We start from the raw sequence: 25,787 nt of genomic DNA on the forward strand, positions 1-25,787 counted from the left end.
TCGCCACCACACACCCCACCTCCTCACTCACCGCAACCGCACCCCCCGACTCGCCAGCCACGGCACCGGATCGACGCCCGACCCCATGCGCGGCGTGCGGCGTACCTCGAAGTGCAAATGCGGTCCGGTGGAGTTGCCGGTCGTACCCGACAGTGCGATCTGCTGCCCCGGCCGCACCCGCTGCCCGGGGCGGGCCAGCGCCGCCGACAGGTGCGCGTACTGCGAGAACACACCGGCGCCGTGCTGCACGACCATGCTGATCCCGAAACCGTCACCGCAGGTCAGGCTGGTGACACGCCCCCAGCCCACGGACCGTACGGGGGTGCCGACCGGAACCGCGAAGTCCTGGCCCGTGTGGACGTGCGCCCAGCGGCGGCCCGAGCCGCCGAAACCCGCTGACAGGACGTAGTGCTCCACCGGCCGGGTCCACCTGACGCCCGGCGCCGTCACCGGCGGTGCCGCCGGCTCGGAGCGCTTCGCCGCTGCGGATACCGTGCCGGGCAGCCCGCAGTGCCCCTCGCGGGACGCCTTCCGGGACAGTTCCCGGAGTTGTCCGCGGACGACGCCCAGGCGGCGGCTGATGCGCCGGCGCTCGGTGTCGAGGCGGGAGCGGTGGGCGTCCAGCGCGGCGGAGCGGGCCAGTACGGCCGCACTGTCCGCCTCCAGGGCCCGGCTCAGACGCAGCGCCTCGCGCGCACGGGAAGCCAGCAGGTGTTGCCGGTGATCGGCGTCCCGGTAGGCGTCCAGTACCGCGTCGGGTCCGAGACGCGCCTGGGGCCCGTGATGGGGTCGAGGCCCGTGATGGGCCTGGTGTCCGTGACGGGCCTGGGAGGCGTGCCGTACCCGGCCGCTCAGGGCGAACGGCAGCCGGTTGTTGCTGCGGTACTGCGCACCGGCGATCCGTCCGGCCGCCCGGCGCAGTTCACCGGCCCTGCGGCGTTCCCGGAGGAGAGCCGCCTGCAGCCGCGAGGCGCGGGCCCGGCCCGCTCTCACCTCGCGCAGGATCTTCGCGTACGACCGCCCGGTCCGATGCGCGGCCCTGCCGAGCCGGAGGGCCTCCAGGCTCGCGGCGGCCAGCCGGTCGGCACCGTGGGCGCGTGCCGGGGAGGGGCGGCGGCGAGCGGGCAGCGACGGTAAGGGGGCGTTGTCGCTCGGTTCCGCCGGGGCCGAGGCGGCGGCCGGGGTGCCGGCCCGAGCCGTCCCGCCGGCGGCAGGCTCCGTTCCTGCCGCCGCCGTCAGCGCCACGACCAGCGACAACGTCACCCGCACCGCACGTGACGGCGCGCCACGCCGCCGGCGGACACCGCGCCCTGCCTGCCCGTACGTACGCCGGGCAGGGCGCCACCGCCCTCGGACCGTCTTACGCAACCAATCCAGCAAACCTGGACACATGGCCAGATAATTGCCCAAACACCTTCAAAAGCAACTAAAACGTTTCGCCAACCTCGCCCACGAGGCTCCGAACGGAGCAATCCGCCCCCACGGAATGGCCGGAATCAGCCGCTCCGACAACACGACAGATCACTCGAATACCGGCTGAACCGTACGGAGGCGCTCCGGCTGGTCCGTAGGGCCGCGTCCGGGCCGCGGCACACCGTACGGACACCTCCCGACCGCGACCACCGCACCCTGACCTCTGGCCCCGGCCCCCAGGCCTGCGGTCCCCCGCCCCGGCCTCCGGCCTCCCTCAGAGCGGCGCTTCCCAGGTCACCATCGTCCCCGCCCCGCCCTCGCCCAGGCCCGGCCCGTACGTGCTGGACCCGCCCAGCGACTCGGCCCGCTTCGCGAGGTTGCGCAGGCCGCTGCGCCGGCCGCCGTCCGGAATGCCCACGCCGTCGTCGGCGACCGTCAGCCGTACGCCGTCCCGTCCGTCCGGCAGCTTGATCATCGAGTCCACGACGACCTCGATGCGCGAGGCGTCCGCGTGCCGGAACGCGTTGGACAGTGCCTCGCGCAGCGCGGCGATCAGGTTCTTGCCGGTCAGCTCGCCGACGCGGGCGTCCACCGGGCCGACGAAGTTCGCCGACGGCTGGAACCCGAGCGGCACGGCGGCGGTCCCGATCTCCCGCAGGACCCGGGTCCGCAGCCCGGACGGCGCCTCGGCCGGGCCCTGTTGCAGCGCGAAGATCGCGGTACGGATCTCCTGGATGGTGACGTCGAGCTCGTCGACGGCCTTGCCGATGCCGTCCTGCACCTCCGGCACGACCGCCCTGCGCTGCGCGCTCTCCAGCATCATCCCGGTCGCGAAGAGGCGCTGGATGACCAGATCGTGCAGATCACGGGCGATCCGGTCGCGGTCCTCGTAGACGGCCAGCCGCTCGCGGTCGCGCTGCGCGTCGGCCAGCACGAGCGCCAGCGCGGCCTGGGCCGCGAACTGGGTGGCCAGTGTGCGTTCGGCGGCGGTGAAGGGGCGGTCGCCGCGCTCCCTCGGTGTCGCCAGTGTGCCCAGCACCCGGCCGCCGCTCTTGAGGGGCAGCAGCATGCTGGGACCGAACCGCGGCGCGACGTCCGTGACCATCCGCGGATCGGTGGCCGAGTCCTCCACGAACACCGGCTCACCGGCCAGCAGTTGCTCGGCCACCGGGCTCTCGGACGGCATGTGGGTGCCGATGAGGCCGGCGGGATCGTCCGCCGACACCGCGACGATCTCCAGTCCGCCGTCCGCCGCGGGCAGCAGCACGATGCCGGCCGCGGAGTCGGCCAGCTTGCGGGCCTGTTCGGCGACGACCGCGAGCGCGTCGTCCACGTCACTGCCGGCCAGCAGCGCGGTGGTCACCGCGGCCGCGCCGTCGATCCACCGCTCCCGCTGCCGCGTCGCCGCGTACATCCGCGCGTTGCCGATGGCGATGCCGGCCTCGGTGGCGAGCACCCGCACCATGTGCAGATCGCCCTCGCTGAACTCGCCGCCCCCACGCTTCTCGGTCAGATAGAGGTTGCCGAAAATCTCCCCCTGGACGCGGATCGGCACCCCGAGGAAGGTCCGCATCGGCGGGTGCCCCGGCGGAAAGCCCGCCGACCGCACGTCCTGGGTGAGGTCCGCCAGCCGCAGCGCCTTCGGATCGTGGATGAGGGCGCCGAGCAGTCCCTTGTGCCCGTCGGGCAGCGCGCCGATCCGGGCGTGCTCCTCGGCGCTGACTCCGTACGTCACGAAGTCCGACAGGCCCTCGCGCGCCTCGTCGATGATCCCGATCGCGGCGTAGCGGGCGTCGGCCAGCTCGGCGGCGGTCTCCACGATCCGGTCCAGGGTGATGTGCAGGTCCAGGCCCGCGCCGACGGTACGCATCGCCTCCAGGAGCTGCGGCACCCGTGCGGTCAGCTCGGTCGACAGGCCCTGGAGGCTGCGGGTCGCCTCGGTGGCCGCTTCCATGGGGTCGGGGGCGGGGCCGGGCGTGGACGCGCCGTCGGCACCGCCGGAGCCCGTGGGTGCCGTCCCGGAGCCCGTACCGGCGGGTGTCCCGGTGCCCATGGGGTCTGAGGGTCCTGTCGTGACTGCCATGGGACGAGCCTAATAGTCGCTTTCCCGATGAAAGCCCTCTATACGGCAATTCGGACGCCGGACCGGACCACCCCGGACCGCCCCGGGCTGCCACGTCACCCCGGTCCGGACGTCCGCCGCCACCGTACGCAGCGGACGCCGGCACCCGTCGTTCTTCAGCCGTTCACCGTGTCGGCCCCGCACCCGCCGGACGCGCGTCCGCCGCACCCTTGTCTCCGGCCCGCGCGTCCACCTCCTGCTCCCGCTCCCGCATCCGGCGGAACGGGCCGTCGGCCGCCGCCAGCTCCGCATACGGACCGTGCTGGACGGGCCGCCCCTCGTCGAGGACCAGCACCTCGTCGACGGCCTCCAGGCCCTCCAGCCGGTGCGTGATCAGCACGGTCGTACGGCCCTCGGTCGCGGCCAGCAGGTCGGCGGTCAAGGCGTCGGCGGTGGCCAGGTCCAGGTGTTCGGCGGGCTCGTCCAGCACCAGGACCGGGAAGTCGGCGAGCAGCGCGCGGGCCAGCGCGAGACGCTGCCGCTGGCCGCCGGAGAGCCGGGCGCCGTGCTCGCCGACCATCGTGTCCAGCCCGTCGGGCAGCGACCGCACCCAGTCGGCCAGGCGGGCCCGCGTGAGCGCGTCCCACAGGTCGCCCTCGCCCGCTCCGGGCCGCGCGAGCCGCAGGTTCTCCCGTACGGAGCTGTCGAAGAGGTGCGCGTCCTGCGCGCACAGACCGATCTGCCGCCGTACGGCGTCACCGTCCGCTGCCGCCGCGTCCACGCCGCTCAGCGTGTACGAGCCGGCCTCCCGGTCCAGGAAGCGCAGCAGCACCTGGGCGAGCGTCGTCTTGCCCGAACCGGACGGGCCGACGACCGCCAGACGCCGCCCGGCGGGGAGGACGAAGCCGACACCGTCCAGCGCGGGCACCCGCTGACCGGGGTACCGGGCCGTCAGCCCCTCGACGACCAGCGGGAACGGGGAGCCCGGCAGCGCTACGGCCACCGAGCCGGCCGGTTCGGTGACCGGCTCGGGCGCGTCCAGCACCTCGAAGACCCGCTCGGCCGCCCGGCGCGTGCGCTGCCGGTACTGCACGGCGAGCGGCAGCCCCGCCACGGCCTCGAACGCGGCGAGCGGAACGAGCACCACGACCGCCAGGCACACGCCCGCCAGCCGCCGTTCGTCCACGGCCTGGACACCCACGACGGCCGCCGCGGCCACCGTCAGCCCGCACAGCAGCGCGGACAGCCCGGCCCCGGCACCGGCCGCGGCCGCCGAACGGGACGCGATCCGGGTCAGGTCGCGGTCGGCGCGCCGCGTCCGGTCGATGCGGGACGCGAGCGCGCCGGACACCGTCAGCTCGGCCGTGCCGGTCAGCAGGTCGAGGACGCGGGCGGAGAGCACACCGCGGGCGGGGGAGAGCTGCCGCTCGGCGCGGCGCGCGAGCACGGCGGACAGCGCCGGCACCCCCACGCCCGCCAGGAGCAGTCCGGCGGCGAGGAGGGCGCCCGCCTCGGGCAGCAGCCAGGCGGTGAACCCGACGGAGCCCGCGCCGACCACCACGGCCGCCCCGACCGGCAGCAGCCACCGCAGGAAGTAGTCCTGCACGGCGTCGACATCGGCCACCAGGCGCGACAGCAGGTCGCCGCTGCTGCGTGCCCGCAGTCCGGCGGGCGCCAGGCGCTCCAGGCGCCGGAAGACGGCCACCCGTACGTCCGCGAGCATCCGGAAGACGGCGTCGTGCGCCACCAGCCGCTCCGCGTACCGGAACACGGCCCGGCCGATGCCGAAGGCCCGCGTCGCGGTGACCGCCACCATCAGGTACAGGACGGGCGGGTGCTGCGCCGCCCGGGAGATGAGCCACCCGGACGTCGCCATCAGGCCCACGGCGCTGCCCAGTGCCAGGCTGCCCAGCAGCAGCGCCAGCCCGAGCCGGCCCCAGCGGGCCCGTGCCAGGCCCCGCAGCCGGGCCAGTGCCGGACGCCGGGCCCCGGGGACGACGTCCGGGCCGCCCCCGGGCTCCGGGGCCGCAAGATCGTCGCGTACGGCTCCGCCGTCGCTCTCCCGCACGGACGCCACGGACACGGCTAGCTCCTGCGTCGGCGCCGCCGCCTCCACCACCGGCCCCGCCAGCCGCACCGTACGGTCCGCCACCGCCAGCAGCGCGGGCCGGTGGACGACCAGAAGCACCGTGCGGCCGGCCGCCAGACGGCGCACCGCGTCGACGATGCCCGCCTCCGTCTCGCCGTCCAGGTTCGCGGTCGGCTCGTCGAGCAGCAGGACCGGGCGGTCGGCCAGGAACGCACGGGCCAGGGCCAGGCGTTGCCGCTGCCCCGCCGACAGGCCGGAACCGCTCTCGCCGAGCACGGTCTCCACGCCGTCGGGCAGCGCGGAGACGAACTCCAGGGCCCCGGCGTCGCGCAGCGCGGCCCGTACCGACGGGTCGTCCGCGTCGGGGCGGGCCAGCCGCACGTTGTCCGCGATGGTGCCCGCGAAGAGGTACGGGCGCTGGGCCACCCAGGCGATCTGCCGCCGCCAGGCCTCCGGATCGACGGCGGCCAGATCCCGGCCGCCGACCCGTACCCGTCCCGCCGCGGGCGCGGCAAAGCCGAGCAGGACGTTCAGCAAGGTCGACTTGCCCGCACCGGAGGGGCCGACGAGGGCCACCGTCTCACCGGGCCTGACCTCGAACGACGTCTCGGCGAGCGAGGGTTCGAAGCGGCCGGGGTGGCGCACGACGAGTTTCTCGACGGACAGCGCGGTGCTGTCGGGAACGGGCTCGTCGCCCGTCGTACGCGGCGGCGTCTCCAGCACCGCGAAGATCTCCTCGGCCGCCGCCAGGCCCTCGGCCGCCGCGTGGTACTGCGCGCCGACCTGCCGCAACGGCAGGTACGCCTCGGGCGCCAGGATCAGCACCAGCAGGCCCGTGTACAGGTCCAGGTCGCCGTGCACCAGCCGCATCCCGATGCCGACCGCGACCAGCGCGACCGAGATCGTGGCGAGCAGTTCCAGCGCGAAGGAGGACAGGAAGGCGATCCGCAGGGTGCGCAGCGTGGCGCGGCGGTACTCGCCGGTGATGGAACGGATGGCCGCGGCCTGCGCCTTGGCCCGGCCGAAGACCTTCAGTGTGGGCAGCCCGGCGACCACGTCCAGGAAGTGGCCCGACAGCCGCGACAGCAGCTGCCACTGGCGGTCCATGCGGTTCTGCGTGGCCCAGCCGATGAGCACCATGAAGAGCGGGATCAGCGGCAGCGTCACGACGATGGTCGCGGCCGAGATCCAGTCGCCCGCGACGATCCGCGCCAGGACCGCGACGGGCACCACGACCGCCAGGCCCAGCTGCGGCAGGTAACGCGCGAAGTAGTCGTCGAGGGCGTCGATACCGCGGGTGGCGAGGGTGGTGAGTTCCCCGGACCGCTGGGTGCTCAGCCAGCCCGGCCCCAGACCGGCCGCCGCCTGCGTCAGCAGCCGCGTACGCAGCTCGGACTTGACCGCCGCGCTCGCCCGGTGCGCGGCCAGTTCCGTCAGCCAGGCCACCAGGCCACGGCCGACGGAGACCAGTGCGAGCAGCGTCACCGGTGTGCTCAGGCCGGCGAGACCGAGGTCGCGCTGGAAGGCGCCGACGACGACTTCGGCGATGAGCATGGCCTGGCCGATGACCAGACCCGAGCCGGCCAGCCCGAGGACCACCACCGCGGCGAGGAAGAAACGGGTGGCGCGGGCGTACCGCAGCAGGCGCGGGTCGACGGGTTTCACGTGAAACAACCTCTCCCGGGCGGAAGTTGATCAGCCGGTGACGGCCGGTGGGGTCCCGCCGGGACCCCACCGGGGTGGACTCTTCCTAGTGGGCGTCGGCGATGTGCTGCGTACCGATCCGCTTGCGGAAGACCCAGTAGGTCCAGCCCTGGTAGAGCAGGACGACCGGGGTGGCGATGCCCGCGCACCACGTCATGATCTTCAACGTGTACGCACTGGACGAGGCGTTGGCGACCGTGAGGTTCCAGCTCTCGTTCAGCGAGGACGGCATCACGTTCGGGAAGAGCGTCAGGAACAGCATCGCGACCGCGGCGACGATCGTGACGCCGGAGAACGCGAACGACCAGCCCTCCCGCCCGCGGTGGTTCATCACCAGCCCGGCGACCAGGGCCACCACCGCGACGGCCATCGCGACCAGGGACGCGGTGTCGCCCTTGTCGAGCTGGGTCCAGCCCAGGAAGACGACCGCCAGCACGGCGGTGACCAGGCCGAGGACGGTGGCCGTCCGGCGGGCCCGCTCCCGGATGCCGCCCAGCGTCTTCAGCGAGGCGAAGACCGCCCCGTGGAAGGTGAACAGGGTCAACGTGACCAGGCCGCCGAGCAGGGCGTACGGGTTCAGCAGGTCCAGGACGCTGCCGACGTACTCCTTGTGCGCGTCGATCTGGACACCCCGCACGATGTTGCCGAAGGCGACACCCCACAGGAACGCGGGGAGCAGCGAGCACCAGAAGATCGCGTGCTCCCAGTTGCGCTGCCAGCGCTCCTCGGGCCGCTTGACGCGGTACTCGAAGGCGACACCGCGCACGATCAGACAGATCAGGATGAGCAGCAGCGGCAGGTAGAAGCCGGAGAAGAGGGTGGCGTACCACTCCGGGAAGGCGGCGAAGGTCGCGCCGCCCGCGCTGAGCAGCCACACCTCGTTGCCGTCCCAGACCGGGCCGATGGTGTTGATCAGGACCCGCCGCTCGCTCCGGTCCCGGGCGAGCAGCTTGGTCAGGACGCCGATGCCGAAGTCGAATCCTTCGAGGAAGAAGTACCCGGTCCACAGCACGGCGATGAGTACGAACCAGACGTCATGGAGTTCCACGGTCGCCTCCTAGTACGAGAAGGCCATCGGCCGGTCGGCGTCCGCGTGGTCGCCGCCGATCTTGGTGGGCGGGTTGAGGTCGTCGTCCGTCAGCTCCGGCGGTCCGGCCTTGACGTACTTGACCAGCAGCCTGACCTCGATGACCGCGAGGATCGCGTACAGCAGCGTGAAGACGGTCATCGACGTGAGCACCTCGCCCTGCGAGACGCCCGGGGAGACCGCCGAGGAGGTCTTCAGCACGCCGTACACCGCCCAGGGCTGGCGGCCCATCTCGGTGAAGATCCAGCCCCAGGAGTTGGCGATGAGCGGGAAGCCGAGGGTGACGAACGCCAGCGACCAGTAGAGCTTGCTCAGCCGGACGCCGAGCACCTTGTTCCTGGTGAGCGCCAGGTGGGGTGGCTCCTCGTCCCCCGTCCGCAGGCCCGGCGCGAGCCAGAACTTCTTACGGGTGAGCCAGAGCCCGGCCAGGCCGATGGCGAACGAGGCCATGCCGAAGCCGATCATCCAGCGGAAGCCCCAGTAGGCGACCGGGATGTTGGGCCGGTAGTCGCCGGGCCCGTACTTCTCCTGTTCGGCCTTGTTGACGTCGTTGATGCCGGGGACCGGCGTGGAGAAGTCGTTGTGGGCGAGGAAGGAGAGCAGCCCGGGTATCTCGACGGCGACCTTGTTGTGGCCCTTGTCGACGTCGCCGTAGGCGAAGACGGAGAACGGCGCGGGGCCCTCCTTGTCCCACAGCGCCTCGGCGGCGGCCATCTTCATCGGCTGCTGCCGGAACATGACCTTGCCGAGCTGGTCGCCGCTGATCGCGGTGAGCGCGCCGGCGATGACCAGGGTGACCAGGCCGAGCCGCAGCGACGTACGCATCACCTTGACGTGCTTCTTGCGCATCAGGTGGTACGCGGCGATGCCGACCATGAACGCGGCGCCGGTCAGGAAGGCGGCGGTCAGCGTGTGGAAGACGACGACGAGCGTGGTGTCCTGGGTCAGCACCTTCCAGAAGTCGGTCAGCTCGGCGCGGCCGTTGGCGGCGTTGTACTTGTAGCCGACCGGGTGCTGCATCCAGGAGTTGGCGGCGAGGATGAAGTACGCCGACAGGATGGTGCCGATCGAGACCATCCACATGCAGAAGCAGTGGATCTTCTTGGGCAGCTTGTCCCAGCCGAAGATCCACAGGCCGATGAAGGTGGACTCGAAGAAGAAGGCGATGAGGGCCTCGAAGGCGAGCGGGGCGCCGAAGACGTCACCGACGAACCGCGAGTAGTCGGACCAGTTCATCCCGAACTGGAACTCCTGGACGATGCCGGTGACGACACCCATCGCGATGTTGATCAGGAAGAGCTTGCCCCAGAACTTGGTGGCCTTGAGGTACTGCTGCTTGCCCGTCCGCACCCATGCCGTCTCCAGCCCGGCCACCAGGGCGGCGAGGGAGATCGTGAGGGGGACGAAGAGGAAGTGGTAGACGGTCGTGATGCCGAATTGCCATCGCGCCAGGGTCTCTGGCGCCAACGCCAGGTCCACGTCGGGTCTCTCCTTACGTCGCCGTGTGCTGTCTACGGCTTGCTTCGCCCCGGTTTGTCCCGATGGAAGCGGTACATAAGGGGCGCGCTTGTGAACGCGTTCACATTCACAAGCAATTATCACCCATGGCCGGTTTCTGACCCTGACGGGGGGTGCGTGACTACCGTCACGCCCGGCAAACGCGCCGCGTGGCCCTTCCCCGCACTTCGAGAAACAGCAGAGCGGGGGCGTGCGCCCCTAGGCACACGCCCCCGCTCGGTGGTAACAGCTGCCCGCCGCTCACAGCTCCTTGCGGAACTGCTCGGCCGCCTGCAGGAACAGGTCCATCGCCGCCGTCTCGCCGATCGTCACCCGCACCCCCTCGCCGGGGAACGGGCGGACCACCACGCCCGCCTTCTCGCACGCCGCCGCGAAGTCGAGCGTGCGGTCGCCCAGCCGCAGCCAGACGAAGTTCGCGTGCGTCTCGGGAACCGTCCAGCCCTGCGCGACCAGCGCCTCGCAGACCCGCGCCCGCTCCGTGACCAGCGCGTCCACCCGCTCCATCAGCGCGCCCTCGCTGCGCAGCGACACCACCGCCGCCTCCTGCGCGAGCTGGCTCACGCCGAACGGCACGGCCGTCTTGCGCAGCGCGGCCGCCACCGGCTCGTGGGCCACCGCGAAGCCGATCCGCAGGCCGGCGAGCCCGTACGCCTTGGAAAAGGTCCGCAGAACACAGACGTTGGGGCGGTCCCGGTACAGGTCCAGGCCGTTCGGCACGTCCGCGTCGCGGTTGAACTCCTGGTACGCCTCGTCCAGCACGATCAGGATGTCGCTCGGCACCCGGTCCAGGAACGCCTCCAGCTCCGCCCGGCGGACGACGGTGCCGGTGGGGTTGTTGGGGTTGCAGACGAAGATCAGCCGGGTCCGGTCGGTTATCGCCTCGTACATCGCGTCCAGGTCGTGCACCTCACCGGAGGTCAGCGGCACCTGTACGGGCGTGGCCCCGGCGACCTGGGTGACGATCGGGTACGCCTCGAAGGAGCGCCACGCGTAGATCACTTCGTCGCCCGGCCCGGCCGTCGACTGCACGAGCTGCTGGGCCACCCCCACCGAACCGGTACCCGTCGCCAGGTGCTCGACCGGCACCGCGAAGTGCTCCGACAGCTCGGCCATCAGGCCCGTGCAGGCCATGTCCGGGTAACGGTTGAAGGCCCCGGCCGCGGCCACGGCGCTCTCCAGGACGCCCGGCAGCGGCGGGTACGGGTTCTCGTTGGAGGACAGCTTGTACGTGACGGGACCACCCGTCGCAGCCGGCTTGCCGGGCTTGTAGGTGGGGATGCCGTCCAGCGCAGCGCGCAGCTTCGGGCTCTTCTCGCTCACCGCAGGTTCCTCCTCGACCGTACCGTCCGTCGCCAATACTGCACACCTTATGAGGATTGCTCCGCCAGGCGTAGGCCTCGGCCGGAACGGATGCCGCACCGGGGCCTTGTCCGGCTTCCTCGGGCGCGCTGTCCGGCTTCCCGTCAGCGGCGTGAGCCCGCCCCCGGAAGGCCACCGGTCCCGAGGCCCGGCCCGTCCCGGGGCCCACCCCCGGGGCCCACCCCCGGAGTCCGCCTTGCCGGAGGATCATGCTCCCGGAAAGATCATGCGCATCGGCGACCGCCCCGTACGGAAAGATCGTCCGGGCGGAGGTCCGCACCGCCGCAAGATCCCCCCGCACCCCGCCGCCACCGCGCACAGGCCTTGGGGAGCGCTACGCCCTCCGTTACGCGCCGGTGGCTCGCGCCGTGGCGCGCATCCCTCGTGAAGGTGACTTGAGACCGCTTCGAGACCTGGACCAATCGGCCGGCGACTCCCGACGTTCCTCGGAAAGTCGCTGGTGAATCCCCTCAACTCCCTCTGTTTCGCAGGCCATACGAGTCATTCGGCCGTGCAGAAACGTGCCTTTCCACTCCTGCACGCAGCGCCCCGCGAAAGGACCGCCCGAGCCCTACTATCGGCTCGCCATGACAGCAGCAGGGAAGCACCAGGTGAGCCGGTCTACCGGTCGCCGGCTGGGGCGGGCAGGCATCCGGGACGTGGCCGCCGCAGCCGGGGTATCCATCACGACTGTCTCCGACGCGCTCAACGGCAAGGGCCGGCTTCCGGATGCCACCCGTCGCCACGTCCGCGAGGTGGCCGACCGGTTGGGTTACCGCCCTTCCGCCGCCGCCCGCACGCTCCGTACCGGCAAGTCAGGGCTCATCGGCCTGACCGTCACCACGTACGGGGATGAACCTTTCACCTTCACCGAATTCGCGTACTTCGCGGAAATGGCCAGAGCCGCCACCTCGGCGGCGCTCGCCCGCGGGTACGCCCTCGTCATCCTGCCCGCGACCTCCCGCCACGACGTCTGGTCGAACGTCGCCCTCGACGGCACCGTCGTCATCGATCCGGCCGACGGCGATCCCGTCGTCACCGAGCTCGTACGGCACGGCATCCCCGTCGTCTCCGACGGCCGGCCCGGCGGCACCCTCCCCGTGATGGGCTGGGTCGACAACGACCACGAGGCGGCCGTACTCGGCCTCCTCGACCACCTCGCCGAGGCCGGCGCCCGCCGCATCGGCCTGCTCACCGGCACCACCACCGACACCTACACCCGGCTCTCCACCACCGCGTACCTGCGCTGGTGCGAGCGCGTCGGACAGGACCCGGTGTACGAGTCCTACCCCGCGCACGACCCGTGCGCGGGCGCGGTGGCCGCCGACCGCCTGCTGGCCCGTCCGGACCGCCCGGACGCGGTGTACGGCCTGTTCGACCCGAACGGCACCGACCTGCTGGCGGCGGCCAGACGCTACGGCCTGCGCGTCCCCGAGGACCTGCTGCTGGTCTGCTGCAGCGAGTCCACGGTCTACGCCACGACCGAGCCGCCGATCACCACCCTCTCCCTCAAGCCCCGCCGGATCGGCACCGCCGTCGTCCAGCTCCTCATCGACGCCATCGAAGGGCTGGACAGCGGACGACCGGTCGAGCAGGTGATACCGACGGACCTGATCGTGCGGACCTCCTCCCAGCGCAGGTCCACACGGACGACCGTCAGCCCGCCACGGGGACCGTCCGGAGCCTGATCCCGCCGGTCACCACGGAGGCCCCTCCGGATCCGACCGTCACACGTTCGAGCGGCCGTGTGGACGCGCCTTCCGCGTCCGCACGGCCGGAGGTGTGTCCGGCGGCGGGCGGGCGCCCCGCCTGCACCCACCCGTACACCAATCGGCCGGAGCACCCCTCCGGGCGACTTCGGCACGTCGCACCGTCCTCCCGGCGTCGCCGCGCCGCCCGCCCGGCCCCCGGACGCCCGGGATAAAATCGGGTGGATCCCGGAGAAAACGGCAGCGAACACCGGGCGCCGAGCGATTGAGCACCCCCGGGTGCGTCACAACCCGCGAGCGGCATTCCTATGATGGGCGCACGACACCACGGACCGCCGTCGACCAGGCAAGGTCCGCGAGGTGCACGGCGGCGCGACGGTGGAGGGGTCGATGACTCAGGGGGCCAGTGTGGGACCCATGGTGCGGACCATGCCGGCACAACCTCCGGCTCCGGGGCAGCCGCCCGCTCCGCCGGTGCCCCCGGCACCCGCGGTCCCCCCGCAGCCGACAGTCCCGCCGGCCTCCGCGGGCGTGCCTCCGCACGGCATGCCGCCCGAGTACACGCCCACCGAGCGCTCCCTCCCGGTCATCGGCCCCGTCGCCACGGCCGGCGGCCCCGGTCACCCCGACGGCCGTACGGACCTCCCGCCCGTCACCCGCACGGACACCCTCATCGACCGCCCGACCGTCGACCTGACGGCGGTGCCCGAGTCGGCCGTACCCGCCGCTGACCAGCAGGAGGGCGGCGGCCCGCTGTACGTCGTCGGCGACGTGCACGGCTACTACGACGAACTGCGCGAGGCGCTCGCCGCCGAAGGCCTCATCGACGCCGACGGCCAGTGGGCCGCCGGCAACGCCCGCCTGTGGTTCCTCGGTGACTTCACCGACCGCGGCCCGGACGGCATCGGCGTCATCGACCTCGTCATGCAGCTGTCCGCCGAGGCCGCGGCCGCCGGCGGCTACTGCAAGGCCCTGATGGGCAACCACGAACTGCTGCTCCTCGGCGCCAAGCGGTTCGGTGACACCCCGGTCCAGTCCGGCGCCGGCACCGCGTCCTTCCAGGCCGCCTGGCTCCTCAACGGCGGCCAGAAGACCGACATGGACCGTCTCCAGGACCACCACCTGCAGTGGATGGCCCGCCTCGACGCCGTATCGGAGGAGGACGGGCACCTGCTCGTGCACTCCGACACCACGGCCTACCTGGAGTACGGCGACTCCATCGAGGACGTCAACGACACCGTCCACGACGTCCTCACGCGCAGCGACGCGGACGAGGTCTGGGACCTGTTCCGCAAGTTCACCAAGCGGTTCGCCTTCCGCGACGAGGAGGCCGGCCCGCTGGCCGTACGCGAACTCCTCGACACCTACGGCGGCCGGCGCGTCGTGCACGGCCACAGCCCGATCCCGTACCTCCTCGGCGAGGTCGGCGGTGAGGACGACGACGAAGGCGAGGGCGTCGCCGTCGACGGCCCGCACGTCTACGCCGACGGGCTCGCCATCGCCATGGACGGCGGGATCACCATGGCCGGAAAACTACTGGTCGTACAACTTCCCCTGACTGCCTGACCGTTATCCGGGCAGGGGTAGCGGCAGGTAGGGAAGTGGCGCAGCGGGGTCCGAGCCCGGCAGGAGCGGTCCTTATTTCCGCAAACACCCTGTCACCCCGTGCCGGAGGCGCTCTACCATCGGTCTATCCGTAGCAGGCTCTCCTCCGTTTCCGCCCACTGCCCGGCCCACGCCGGCCTGTACGGCCCTACGGAGCATCGGGGGATGCACATGAACAGCGCTCCGCACCTGCTGAGCGAGGACCGCGCGGAATTCGCGCGGCTCCTCGACGAGGCGCTGCGCACCGCGGAATACCGACCGGAAATGACCTCCGCGGCGGGTAAGCACCTCAACACCGAGCAGTTGCGCACCATGGCGCTCAGCGCCACATCGGCCATAGCCGCATGCGCGACGGCCGAATACCGACACTATGTACGGCTCCGCGAGGAGCTGCGCGCTCCGGCACCCGCACCGGACGCCGGCCCCGTGGAAGGCCGTGAGGAGAAAGGCGCTTCCGCGGGCGGCCCGGGGATCGACCTCGCCACGACCGTGGGCGAGGCCGCCGAACCGGCCGGAGCCGGGCTGGCCGCGATGCTCGCGGTCCTGGCACCGGTACTGGCGGGGATCGCCGCCGTCCTGTTCCTGGTCATCGGGTACGTCCTGCGGACGGTCGGCACCGACCCGTCCGCCGCCCAGCCGATGATCAGTGTGGGCTGGGTCTTCGCGGCGATCACCGCCGCGGGCGCGCTCGTCGCGATGGCGAGCCTGGTCCTCGCGGCCTGGCGCAACGGCTCCACCTCGCTCCGCGCCCCACGCACCGGCGACGGCCGCAGCGGCCGGGCCCGGGAGGTGGACCTCGCCCGGGACGCCTGGCGGCAGGCGCTCCTGGAGCGCGGCATCCTGCCGTTCCTGCGCGAGGCCCTGTCCGACCCGGCCGGCGTCAACGGCCACGGTACGGCCCGGTACGTGCCGCGGCGCGGCGTCGAAGGCGGCCGTATCCCGTCCCTGGGCTACTCACGGCCCGACTTCACCAGCCCGGACGGCGGCCCGCCCGCCGCTCCCCGACCCCGCTTCACCAGCCCGGACTTCACCAGCCCCGATTACGGAGGGCCGGATCACCATCCTGAGTAGCGCCCATGCACCACATCCGAGGGGGGTCCGAGTCCGGGCCCCCCTCGGGTTGTGCGCAGAACCGCCACGATGGAGTGAAATGCGGTTTATCGGCCGGGGGTTGGGGTGGCCGGGGACTTACGTTCGGCGGTGGAGGTGATGCTCATCATGAGCACACATGACACACGGCCCCCTCACGTGGGGCGGCAGGACGCAATCGACGTCAACGACTTCGTGTACGCGGCGACAGGGGCGCGGGTACGGAGGCTGACCATGCCGGATGGGACGCATTGGTTTCCGGCGGCGGACCTGTGCCGGCAGTTGAAGCACACCAACACCAGCGAAGCACTGCGCAGGCACGTGCCGGAGCACATGCGATGTATCGCCGGAAGCCTAATTTCCCGTGAGGGTTGGAGCATTCCCGCTGGTCAGGGGCTCAGGAAGTCCATGGTCCTGGTTAGTCTCAACGGGCTGGTCCGGCTGGTGAACGGGTGCGTGAAAGCCGAGTGCGAGCCGTTCAAGAACTGGATCACCGACGTGGTCGTGACCGTACAGCGGGACGGTTCGTACTCGCTGGACGAAGCCGAAACCCAAGTCCGCACCCCGGGAGCACCCAAGGCCTACGCCATGCCCGACCAGGTCGCCGACGTCATCATCCGCATGGAGCAGCGCAATCTCCAGCTCGACGAGGAGTACGCCGTGCTGCGGCGCGAGGAACTGCGGATGTTCGGCCGAATCGCTGATTCACTGGATCGGATCGCGGACAAGCTGGGAGCGGAAGAACAGGTACGGGAAGAACGGCCTGCCTTCACCCCAGCGGACCGGGCTCACCGAGCACCGTGTGCACGACTCGCTGCGGATGCTGCTCAAACGGGGGTGCATCCGCCAGGTCGGGGTGGGCGCCGATGGGGCGCCGAGGTATACGTTGCCCCGCTGATCCGGTCCGGCACGTACGGAACGGGCCCGAAGCCGCAATCGGAACTTGCGGCTTCGGGCCCGGTCGCTGTTGCACGATAGCCATGCTTCGGGGCTCGCACCAGCCTGTGGACACCCCGGGGGCCCCACCCGATGTATCGACGGAACCCTCATTTTTCGTGAGGGTACGCACAAGTCCCCAGGTCGCCCCCTGCGGGTAACGTATCGAGAGTTGCGTGAGACTGTGACGTGAGGTCACAGTCTCAGGAAACTCTCACTCCGCGATCGGCAAATACACCCGATTCCCCGCCGCCGCGAACTCCTTCGACTTCTCGGCCATGCCGGCCTCCGCCTCCGAGGCGGCCGCCAGGTCGCCACCGTGCTCGCGGCGGATGTCCTGGGAGATCTTCATCGAGCAGAACTTCGGCCCGCACATGGAGCAGAAGTGCGCCGTCTTCGCCGGCTCCGCCGGCAGCGTCTCGTCGTGGAAGGCGCGGGCCGTGTCCGGGTCGAGGGCCAGGTTGAACTGGTCCTCCCACCGGAACTCGAAGCGCGCGTCGGACAGCGCGTCGTCCCACTCCTGGGCCCCCGGGTGCCCCTTGGCCAGGTCCGCCGCATGGGCCGCGATCTTGTACGTGATCACGCCGGTCTTCACGTCGTCCCGGTCCGGCAGGCCCAGGTGCTCCTTGGGCGTGACGTAGCAGAGCATCGCCGTACCCCACCAGGCGATCATCGCCGCGCCGATCCCGGAGGTGATGTGGTCGTACGCCGGCGCGATGTCGGTGGTCAGCGGGCCGAGTGTGTAGAACGGGGCCTCTTCGCAGATCTCCTGCTGGAGGTCGATGTTCTCCTTGATCTTGTGCATCGGGACGTGGCCCGGTCCCTCGATCATCGTCTGGACGCCGTGCCGCTTGGCGATCGAGTTGAGTTCGCCGAGCGTCCGCAGCTCCGCGAACTGCGCCTCGTCATTGGCGTCCGCGATGGACCCAGGGCGCAGCCCGTCGCCGAGGGAGTACGTGACGTCGTAGGAGGCGAGGATCTCGCAGAGTTCCTCGAAGTGGGTGTAGAGGAACGACTCCTTGTGGTGCGCGAGGCACCACGCCGCCATGATCGATCCACCGCGCGAGACGATGCCGGTCTTGCGGCGGGCCGTCAGGGGGACGTACCGCAGCAGGACCCCGGCGTGCACGGTCATGTAGTCGACGCCCTGTTCGGCCTGCTCGATGACCGTGTCCTTGTAGATCTCCCAGGACAGTTCCTCGGCCTTGCCGTCCACCTTCTCCAGTGCCTGGTAGAGGGGGACGGTGCCGATGGGCACGGGGGAGTTGCGGAGCACCCACTCCCGGGTGGTGTGGATGTTGCGGCCGGTGGACAGGTCCATGACCGTGTCGGCGCCCCAGCGGGTCGCCCAGGTCATCTTCTCCACCTCCTCCTCGATGGAGGAGGTGACGGCGGAGTTGCCGATGTTCGCGTTGACCTTCACCAGGAAGTTCTTGCCGATGATCATCGGCTCGATCTCCGGGTGGTTGACGTTGGCGGGCAGCACCGCCCGGCCGGCCGCGATCTCGTCCCGTACGAACTCGGGGGAGACGTTCTCGCGGATCGCGACGTACTCCATCTCCGCCGTGATCTCGCCCCGCCGCGCGTACGCGAGCTGGGTGACCGCGGCGCCGCCCCGGCCCCGGCGCGGCTGCCGGGGGCGGCCGGGGAAGACCGCGTCGAGGTTCTTCAGGCCGCCGCGCGGCGAGGTGTGCTTGAGGCCGTCGTCCTCGGGCCGCGGCGGCCGTCCCGCGTACTCCTCGGTGTCGCCGCGGCTGATGATCCAGTTCTCCCGCAGCGGCGCCAGGCCGCGGCGGACGTCGTTTTCGATGTGGGGGTCGGTGTACGGCCCTGACGTGTCGTAGAGCGTCACGTCCTGGCCGTTGGTGAGGTGCACACGCCGGACCGGAACCCTGAGGTCGGGTCGCGAACCGGTGAGGTAGCCCTTGTGCCAGCCGATCTCCGCGGCGGAGTGCTGGCCGTTTTCGGGCGTGCGTGCATCCTGCAGAGTCATGAAGACCCACTCCCTACGCCGGCATTACCCGGTAACAGGTTCGGCGGTCGACGCAGCGATGTCCGTGACGGCGTTCCCGGCTTCGGCCGGACGTTCCGTACGGGGGTCAGCGCCCTCTCAGCCCGGTGCTCCGAGCTCCCGCGATTGCAAAGGTGACACCACGGTAGCGGCCGGTGTGGCGCGGTGAACAGGGGGCCCTGCCAGTTCTTGCGATGATCGGGCGGTGACCAGCAACGAGCCTTCGCACTCCGCGCACGACCACGCTTCCGGGCCGTCGCACGGGTCCGGGCCCATGTCCGCAGCAGGGGCCGGGACCGGTCCCGGGCACGAGCACGGCCTCGGAGCCGCAGCCGCAGCCGCAGCCGCAGCCGGACAGGAGCACGGTTCCGGGCACGGACACCGCCGCGATCACGGACACGGCCATGGCCACAGCCACAGTCACGGGCACGGCCCCGCGGCCCCCGTATCGCGCCACCTCCGCAAGGTCATCGCCGCGGTGCTCGTCCCGTTCGCCGCCGCGGTCCTGGTCGGGCTGGTCGTGCTGTGGCCGGGCGGCGCGCCCGGTCACAAGCCGTCCGGTGTCGGCTTCGACCAGCCCACCGAGAAGGCGAAGGTGGTGAAGGTCGAGGAGGTGAAGTGCGCGGACGTCCACGCCCAGCAGCCACAACAGCCTTCGCAGCAGCAACCGTCCTCCCCCGCCGGCCCCCAACAGGCCAAGCACTGCGAGCGGGCGGTCATCGAGGTGACCACCGGGAAGGACACGGGCCGGCGGTTCGAGTCGATCGTGACGCCCGACGCCACGCGGCACTACCAGGCCGGTCAGGGTGTCGTGGTCGCGTACGCTCCCAAAGCGCCCAAAGACTTGCAGTATTCGGTCACCGATGTGGACCGAACCTTCCCGATGTGGATACTCGCCGCCCTCTTCGCCGCGGCGGTCGTCGTGGTCGGGCGGCTGCGCGGCGCCCTCGCGCTGGTCGCGCTCGTCGTGAGCTTCCTGGTGCTGACGCTCTTCATCCTCCCCGCCATCCTCCAGGGCTCGAACCCCCTGGTGGTCGCCATCGTCGGGGGCAGCGCGATCATGCTGGTCGCCCTCTACCTGTGCCACGGCCTGACGGCACGTACGTCCGTCGCCGTACTGGGCACGCTGGCCTCGCTGCTGCTGATCGGCCTGCTCGGTTCCGTCTTCATCGGCTGGGCCCTGCTGACCGGCAACACCGACGACCATACGGAGCTGGTGCACGGCCTCTATCCCGACATCGAAATCCGCGGCCTGCTGCTGGCGGGCATCATCATCGGGTCGCTGGGTGTGCTCGACGACGTGACGGTCACCCAGACCGCCGCGGTCTGGGAATTGAAGGAGGCCGACCCGTCGGCAGGCTGGCGCAAGCTCTACACGTCGGCGATGCGCATCGGCCGCGACCACATCGCGTCCGTGGTCAACACGCTCGTACTCGCCTACGCGGGCGCGGCACTGCCACTCCTGTTGCTGTTCTCGATCGCACAGAGCAGCGTCGGCACGGTCGCCACGAGTGAGGTGGTGGCCGAGGAAGTCGTACGCACACTGGTGGGCAGCATCGGCCTGGTCGCGTCCGTACCGCTGACCACGCTGCTGGCCGCACTGGTCGTCTCCGCGGACCGGGAGACGGGCCGGGGGCCGGGCCAGGAGGCGGGCCGGAGGGCAGGCCGGGGCTCCCCCCGAGGTCCGGGGCGGAGTACGAGGCCGAGCACGGGGCGCAGCGCAGGACGGCGCGCGGGTCGAGGCGTCGGCAGCGGCAAGCGACGCAAGCACTGAACCGGCGGCCGGGCACACGGCCGAGCCGGCCGGTCCGGCAGCGAGCCGGCAGCGGCCGCCCGCTCACCCCGCCTTCTGCGCCTCCGAAAGAATCCGGTCCAGTGTCGAGTCGAGCGTGTCGCACACCTCTTCCTCCCCGATCGGTACGAGTCGGTCCGTACGGTCGAGGAAGGCCACCAGCGGCGGAGCGCCGGCACGGAACAGCGCCCGTTCGTCGGCCACCTGAAGGCTGATGAAGACATCGCTGAGGTGTTCGGAAGAGGACGGCTCGATGCGTACGTCGCCCTCACCGGACGGCTTGCTCAACCCGTCCAGCAGCAACTCCCGGCTGAATGCCCAGGTCACGGGCACATCTCCGGGAAGGTCGAAGGTGAAGCTGACCGCATAGGGGTCCGCGCGGTCGAAGTACAGCTCCACCGGGATACGGAAGGCGAGCTCCTCGGACACGAGAAAGCTCATGATCACTTCTGCCTGAACTGTGTCGGTCATCAACCTCTGCCCCGTACTTGGTCGGAGATGGCCAGGAATCGTCCCTCTTGGCCCCATTGACGCCATCGTCTGTCACGTGCAAACGGATCACAAGGAGTGATTTTTCAGATACTGATAGAGAAAGCGAGTGTCGTTAACGTCGCCTCCACCATTCTGCGTAGTCTTTCGGTAACGCAGTGTAGGCGCTGAGCGTCGCTCGCGGGAAGGGAAATCGCCACGGTCGCGGCCGCCGAACCCACCTGGATCGGAATCGCCGAGCATACTGTGCCCAAGGCATATTCCTGTTGCTCGTAGGCGACTTGGGCGCGGCGCACCGCGTCCAGCCGGTGCAGCAGGTCGTCCTCGCACCGCACCGAATAGGGCGTGAGTGACTGCACCGGGTACCGGGCCAGGTGATCCTTCCTGGACTGTTCGTCGAGTTGTGCGAGCAGACACTGCCCGATCGCATGTGCGTGCGCGGTGGTACGGAAGTCCACCCACTCCTCCACCGGCGGCCGTTGCGGGTCCTCGGTGGCGGCCACCACCTCCACCTCGCCCTCCCGGTAGACCGCGAAGTAGGCCGCGGCGCCGACCCGTTTGCCCACGATGGCCAGCGCGTCCCCCAGCTCGGCACGGCGGCACCGCTCGGCGCCCGCCTTCCCGATGGAGCCGGCGGCCTCTCCGTAGACGAACACCCCGTTCTCGCGCCGCAGGTAGCCCTCGTGCGTCAGGGTCCGCAGCAGGTGGTACGTCGTCGGAAGCGGCAAGCCCGCCTCCCTGGCCAGCTGTTTGGCGGGGGCACCGGCGGAGTGCGCGCCCACCGCCTCCAGCAGGCGCAGCGCCCGCTGCACCGAGCCGATCAACGTGGGGTGCGAAACGGGTTCACCGTTCACCATGGCCAACCCCCCTGGTCGGGTCGCCGGGGCGGCACGGCCCCGGTGGCGGGAGCCGCTCCCGCTCCGCCCGCGTCTCCCAGGGGCCCTCGTCGACGCCCGGCCCGGTCCTGCCTCACTCGTTATTTTCCGGAACGTCACCATCCGGAAGACGCCTGCGAATCGCACTCTAACTTGGCCGCTCCGGGCGGCAGGGGGATTTGGCGTGGAGATCGGTGCGGAGATCGGTGCGGAGATCGGCAAGGAGAACGGCAAGGAGAACAGTGTGGAGATCGGCGAGGGGACAGCCCGGGAGTCAGCCAGGAGATCGGTCAGGGGGGCGGTCAGGGGGCGGTCAGGGGGGCGGTCACGGATCGGCGAGCGAGTCGGCCCGCCGGCCGACCCGGCTCTGCCGTACCACCGGCGCAAAAGCCGAAGCCCCGCTCCCTTTCGGGGCGGGGCGGGCGGAACGGAGGGCCGGAAGGGCCGGGCGCGCGATCAGGAAAGAGGAACGGGCGCGATCAGGAGGGAGGAACGGGCGCGATCAGCAGGACCGGGCCCGGCTCCCCACGGACCGGTCGGTCACCAGTCACTCCGCGACGAGGAGGACGAGGATCCCTTGAGCCTGCGCGCCAGGTAGACGACACCGGCGATCAGCGCCACGGCTATCAGCACCTTGAAGAGCAGGCCGATCAGGAAGCCGACCGCGCTGGCGATCAGGCTGCCGAACACCACCAGGAGGACGACGGGCACCGCGACCCACGTCACCCACCACGGAAGTCCTGCGAACGTCCCCTTGCCGGCCATTGCTCTGCCCTGCTTTCTGCGTCTTCTTCGCGTTTGCTGTCGTCTGTCTGTGGTGCGCCTTGCTCATGCGGACCCCGGCCCGCGATCCGCCGGTCCGTGGTCCCGGTCCGCGATCTCCGGTCCCCGGCCCGTGATCCCGGCCCGTGATCCCGGTCCGCGGTCCTGTCCAACGTCCCGCGTCCGTGTCATGTGCCCGGCCGGTGCCCCGGCCCGGGGGCCCGATGCCCTGTTCCCCCCTGCACCGCCGATGCTAGGGCGGCGCGGGACGGAACGGGGGCCGCGCGGCCCCGGCCCTCCCCTGAACCGTCCCCTACGGGTCCAGGGGTACGCGCCTCAGCTTTCCGGCGGAGAGAAGACCACCATGACCCGCAGGTCCTCGCTGATGTGGTGGAACTTGTGCGGCACTCCGGCGGGGACGTACACCACGCTGCCGCGCGCCACCGAGGTCGTCTCCATGCCGACGGTGATCGCCGCCCGCCCGCTGACGACCAGGTACACCTCGTCCTGGTTGTGCGGAAGCTGCGGGTCGATGCTGCCCGCGTCGAGGGCGTAGAGCCCTACCGACATGTTCCGCTCCCGCAGGAACTGCAGATACGCGCCGTCGTTGGCGGCCCGCTCCGCCTCCAGTTCGTCGAGCCTGAAAGCCTTCATGCCGTTGGTACCCCTCGGAGTGTCCGTATCGTCTGCGACGATCTCACCATGAAGAATTTCGTGGTCAAGACGATCGCCAATGCCGCGGCGCTTGCCGTGGCCATCTGGCTGCTGAAGGACATCACACTGACCGGTGAGAGCACCGGGCGCAAGACGCTGACGCTGCTGCTGGTCGCGCTGATCTTCGGTGTGGTGAACTTCGTCGTCAAACCCGTGGTCAAGCTGCTGTCCTTGCCACTCTTCATCCTCACACTCGGCCTCATCACGCTCGTGATCAACGCGTTGATGCTGCTGCTCACCTCGTGGCTGGCGAAGGAGCTCGACCTCGCCTTCCACGTCCAGGGCTTCTGGACCGCCGTCCTGGGCGGCGTGATCATCTCGATCGTCTCCTGGGCCCTGCACATGGTGCTGCCCGACGACCGGGACTGAACCGTGCGCACTCCGGCACCGCGTCCGGCACATCCCCGGGCTGCCGCCCCGTACCGCGTCTGTTTCGTCTGCACCGGCAACATATGCCGCTCGCCGATGGCCGAGGCCGTCTTCCGGGCCCGCGTCGAGGAGGACGGTCTCGACGGGCTGGTCGTCGTCGACAGCGCCGGTACGGGCGGCTGGCACGAGGGCGACGGGGCCGACCCCCGCACCGTCGCCGTCCTCCGTGCCGCCGGCTACGAGGAGCACCACTCGGCCCGGCAGTTCCGGGCCGAGTGGTTCGCGACGCTCGACCTGGTGATCGCGCTGGACGAAGGTCACCTGCGCGCGCTGCGGCGGCTGGCGCCCAGCGCGCGGGACGCGGCCAAGGTGCGGCTGCTGCGCTCGTACGACGCCGCGGTGTCGCCCGGAGGCGCCGTACGCCTGGATGAACATCTGGACGGACATCTGGGCCGAGGCCTGGACGGACGTCTGGACCGACGCCTGGACGGAACGGTGTCCTCCGGTGAGGCTCCTACGGGGGCGTGCTCCCACGATCTGGACGTTCCCGACCCCTATTACGGCGGCATGGCAGGGTTCGAGGAGTGCCTGGAGATGGTCGAGGCCGCCAGTGACGGGCTGCTGGCGGCGGTACGGGCCACCCTCGACGGGGAGGGGGCTCCGGCCGGAGGGAAGCCCGCAGACGAGATCCGGTCGTCCGCTGCCCAGGTTCGGTCGTCTGCGGGGCAGGATCGGTCGTCTGCGGAGCAGGGCCGGTCGCCCGCTGGGGAACCGTCTGTCGCCTGACGTCCCCGGTCCGGTCTCACCGCCAGGCGCACGTTCGGGTGCACGCCCCGCCCCGCGGCGCGCACGCCCGAGCCCGAACCCAGGCACAGCCGCTCCCCTCCCCACCTCCAACGAGAGGAACCCGCATGACAGGTGACAGCACACGAGCCGTACGGGCCGGGCTCCCGGCGGCCGAAGCGTACGAACCGTCGCTGCCCGGCCCGGTCTTCGCCGCGCACTACCACCTCCCCGGTGACGCCACCGGCCCGTACACGTACGGCCGCGATGCCAACCCCACCTGGACCCGGCTGGAATCGGCCATCGGCGACCTGGAGTCCCCGGACGAGCCCGCGCAGACCGTGACCTTCGCCTCCGGGATGGCCGCCATTTCGGCCGTCCTCTTCTCCTGCCTGCGCAACGGCGACACGGTCGTCCTCCCGAACGACGGCTACCAGTTGCTGCCCGCCGTCCGCGAGCGCCTGGAGAGCTACGGCGTCGCGGTGCGTACGGCCCCCACCCCCGGCGACGCGCAACTCGACGCGCTCGACGGCGCCCGGCTGCTGTGGATCGAGACGCCGTCCAACCCCGGCCTGGACGTCTGCGACATCCGGCGGCTGGCGGCGGCCGCGCACGCGCGCGGCACCCTGGTCGCCGTCGACAACACCCTGGCCACACCGCTCGGCCAGCGCCCCCTGGACCTCGGCGCCGACTTCTCCGTCGCCAGCGGCACCAAGGCGCTGACCGGCCACGGCGACGTACTCCTCGGTTACGTCGCGACCCGCGACGCGGCCCTCGCCGACTCCGTACGGATGTGGCGCAAAACCGTCGGCGCGATCCCCGGCCCGATGGAGGCGTGGCTCGCCCACCGGTCGCTCGCCACGCTCGCCCTGCGCGTGCGCCAGCAGTCCGCCGGCGCGCTCGCGCTCGCGACGGCCCTCCGGGAACGGCCCGAGGTGACGGGCCTGCGGCATCCCGGGCTGCCGTCCGACCCCGCCCACGGGATCGCCGTACGGCAGATGCGCGAGGGCCGCTTCGGCAACGTGGTCTCCTTCACGCTGCCCGACCGCGCCCACGCGGAGCGCTTCCTGGAGGCGCTGACGCTGGTGGACGACGCGACCAGCTTCGGCAGCGTGCGGTCGACCGCCGAGCGGCGCGGACGGTGGGGCGGCGACGCGGTGCCGGAAGGTTTCATCCGCTTCTCGGTCGGGGTCGAGGAGCCGGCGGACCTGATCGCGGACGTGACGGCGGCGCTGGACACGGCGTTCGAGCGGCCGTCGTAACGCGTAACGGGAGGCGGCGGCCGACGGGGCAGCCGATGCGGCAGCCGGTGTCACCGGCCGGTACCCGTGCCGCTACGCACAGCGGGCTGGCAGGGTATCCCCCCTCGGCACCCTGCCAGCCCCGGTTCGCGTCATTTCGAACCGCGCAGACAAGGCTAG

19 protein-coding genes are annotated in these 25,787 nt (G+C 71.2%); 8 read left to right on the forward strand and 11 right to left on the reverse strand.

What is annotated here, in order from left to right:
* Positions 1–27: 27 nt before the first annotated feature.
* From OEIGOIKO_RS20210 to hisC, 6 genes are all read right to left on the reverse strand, one after another.
* Positions 28–1,263, reverse strand: coding sequence for a M23 family metallopeptidase (locus OEIGOIKO_RS20210; RefSeq protein ID WP_170251778.1), 1,236 nt, complete (start codon positions 1,261–1,263; stop codon positions 28–30).
* Positions 1,264–1,687: 424 nt separating this feature from the next.
* Positions 1,688–3,367, reverse strand: coding sequence for a sensor histidine kinase (locus OEIGOIKO_RS20215; protein WP_125058813.1), 1,680 nt, complete (start codon positions 3,365–3,367; stop codon positions 1,688–1,690).
* 292 nt (positions 3,368–3,659) lie between these two features.
* The gene (cydD, locus tag OEIGOIKO_RS20220) at positions 3,660–7,229 is read right to left on the reverse strand and encodes a thiol reductant ABC exporter subunit CydD (RefSeq protein ID WP_125055241.1); all 3,570 of its coding nucleotides are present in this window, start codon (positions 7,227–7,229) and stop codon (positions 3,660–3,662) included.
* 85 nt (positions 7,230–7,314) lie between these two features.
* Positions 7,315–8,316 carry a cytochrome d ubiquinol oxidase subunit II gene (gene cydB / locus OEIGOIKO_RS20225; RefSeq protein ID WP_125055242.1) on the reverse strand — a complete coding sequence of 334 codons (1,002 nt, stop codon included), beginning with the start codon at positions 8,314–8,316 and terminating at the stop codon, positions 7,315–7,317.
* 9 nt (positions 8,317–8,325) lie between these two features.
* Entirely contained in the window at positions 8,326–9,834 is a 1,509-nt protein-coding gene (locus tag OEIGOIKO_RS20230; protein WP_125055243.1) for a cytochrome ubiquinol oxidase subunit I, read from the reverse strand.
* A 279-nt stretch (positions 9,835–10,113) separates the two neighbouring features.
* Complete coding sequence (gene hisC / locus OEIGOIKO_RS20235; protein WP_125055244.1) at positions 10,114–11,193, reverse strand: histidinol-phosphate transaminase; 1,080 nt, start codon at positions 11,191–11,193, stop codon at positions 10,114–10,116.
* A gap of 626 nt (positions 11,194–11,819) precedes the next feature.
* On the opposite strand from hisC, the gene OEIGOIKO_RS20240 reads away from it, so the two are divergent.
* The 4 genes from OEIGOIKO_RS20240 (at position 11,820) to OEIGOIKO_RS20255 (ending at position 16,613) form a co-directional block, all read left to right on the forward strand.
* Positions 11,820–12,920: a LacI family DNA-binding transcriptional regulator gene (locus OEIGOIKO_RS20240; RefSeq protein ID WP_125045991.1), complete on the forward strand. Its 1,101-nt coding sequence runs from the start codon at positions 11,820–11,822 to the stop codon at positions 12,918–12,920.
* Between the two features lie 411 nt (positions 12,921–13,331).
* Positions 13,332–14,507 carry a metallophosphoesterase gene (locus tag OEIGOIKO_RS20245; protein ID WP_246177439.1) on the forward strand — a complete coding sequence of 392 codons (1,176 nt, stop codon included), beginning with the start codon at positions 13,332–13,334 and terminating at the stop codon, positions 14,505–14,507.
* A 204-nt stretch (positions 14,508–14,711) separates the two neighbouring features.
* Positions 14,712–15,617: a hypothetical protein gene (locus OEIGOIKO_RS20250; protein ID WP_125055246.1), complete on the forward strand. Its 906-nt coding sequence runs from the start codon at positions 14,712–14,714 to the stop codon at positions 15,615–15,617.
* Positions 15,618–15,764: 147 nt separating this feature from the next.
* Positions 15,765–16,613, forward strand: a complete 849-nt coding sequence (locus OEIGOIKO_RS20255; protein WP_307721236.1) for a BRO-N domain-containing protein — start codon at positions 15,765–15,767, stop codon at positions 16,611–16,613.
* 172 nt (positions 16,614–16,785) lie between these two features.
* Here the strand turns inward: OEIGOIKO_RS20255 and thiC are convergent, their stop codons facing one another.
* The gene (gene thiC, locus OEIGOIKO_RS20260; protein WP_125055247.1) at positions 16,786–18,564 is read right to left on the reverse strand and encodes a phosphomethylpyrimidine synthase ThiC; all 1,779 of its coding nucleotides are present in this window, start codon (positions 18,562–18,564) and stop codon (positions 16,786–16,788) included.
* Between the two features lie 223 nt (positions 18,565–18,787).
* Here thiC and OEIGOIKO_RS20265 point away from each other — a divergent pair, with 223 nt between their 5' ends.
* On the forward strand, positions 18,788–20,356 hold the full coding sequence (locus OEIGOIKO_RS20265; protein WP_246177440.1) for a YibE/F family protein: 1,569 nt from the start codon (positions 18,788–18,790) through the stop codon (positions 20,354–20,356).
* Between the two features lie 63 nt (positions 20,357–20,419).
* Here the strand turns inward: OEIGOIKO_RS20265 and OEIGOIKO_RS20270 are convergent, their stop codons facing one another.
* From OEIGOIKO_RS20270 to OEIGOIKO_RS20285, 4 genes are all read right to left on the reverse strand, one after another.
* Positions 20,420–20,845: an SsgA family sporulation/cell division regulator gene (locus OEIGOIKO_RS20270; RefSeq protein WP_031006684.1), complete on the reverse strand. Its 426-nt coding sequence runs from the start codon at positions 20,843–20,845 to the stop codon at positions 20,420–20,422.
* A 104-nt stretch (positions 20,846–20,949) separates the two neighbouring features.
* Positions 20,950–21,720 (reverse strand): IclR family transcriptional regulator, encoded by a 771-nt coding sequence (locus OEIGOIKO_RS20275; RefSeq protein WP_125055248.1) that lies wholly within the window; start codon positions 21,718–21,720, stop codon positions 20,950–20,952.
* Between the two features lie 558 nt (positions 21,721–22,278).
* Complete coding sequence (locus OEIGOIKO_RS20280; protein ID WP_030022921.1) at positions 22,279–22,503, reverse strand: DUF5326 family protein; 225 nt, start codon at positions 22,501–22,503, stop codon at positions 22,279–22,281.
* A 333-nt stretch (positions 22,504–22,836) separates the two neighbouring features.
* Complete coding sequence (locus OEIGOIKO_RS20285; RefSeq protein WP_125055249.1) at positions 22,837–23,154, reverse strand: cupin domain-containing protein; 318 nt, start codon at positions 23,152–23,154, stop codon at positions 22,837–22,839.
* Between the two features lie 48 nt (positions 23,155–23,202).
* Between OEIGOIKO_RS20285 and OEIGOIKO_RS20290 the strand changes: the two genes are divergently transcribed.
* The 3 genes from OEIGOIKO_RS20290 (at position 23,203) to OEIGOIKO_RS20300 (ending at position 25,628) form a co-directional block, all read left to right on the forward strand.
* Positions 23,203–23,583, forward strand: coding sequence for a phage holin family protein (locus OEIGOIKO_RS20290; protein WP_125055250.1), 381 nt, complete (start codon positions 23,203–23,205; stop codon positions 23,581–23,583).
* 96 nt (positions 23,584–23,679) lie between these two features.
* Positions 23,680–24,369 carry a low molecular weight protein-tyrosine-phosphatase gene (locus tag OEIGOIKO_RS20295; RefSeq protein WP_125055251.1) on the forward strand — a complete coding sequence of 230 codons (690 nt, stop codon included), beginning with the start codon at positions 23,680–23,682 and terminating at the stop codon, positions 24,367–24,369.
* A gap of 125 nt (positions 24,370–24,494) precedes the next feature.
* Positions 24,495–25,628 carry a cystathionine gamma-lyase gene (locus OEIGOIKO_RS20300; RefSeq protein WP_125055252.1) on the forward strand — a complete coding sequence of 378 codons (1,134 nt, stop codon included), beginning with the start codon at positions 24,495–24,497 and terminating at the stop codon, positions 25,626–25,628.
* The last annotated feature ends 159 nt before the right edge of the window (positions 25,629–25,787 follow it).

Source organism: Streptomyces paromomycinus (assembly GCF_003865155.1).
In the GTDB taxonomy this organism is placed as follows: Bacteria; Actinomycetota; Actinomycetes; order Streptomycetales; family Streptomycetaceae; genus Streptomyces; species Streptomyces chrestomyceticus.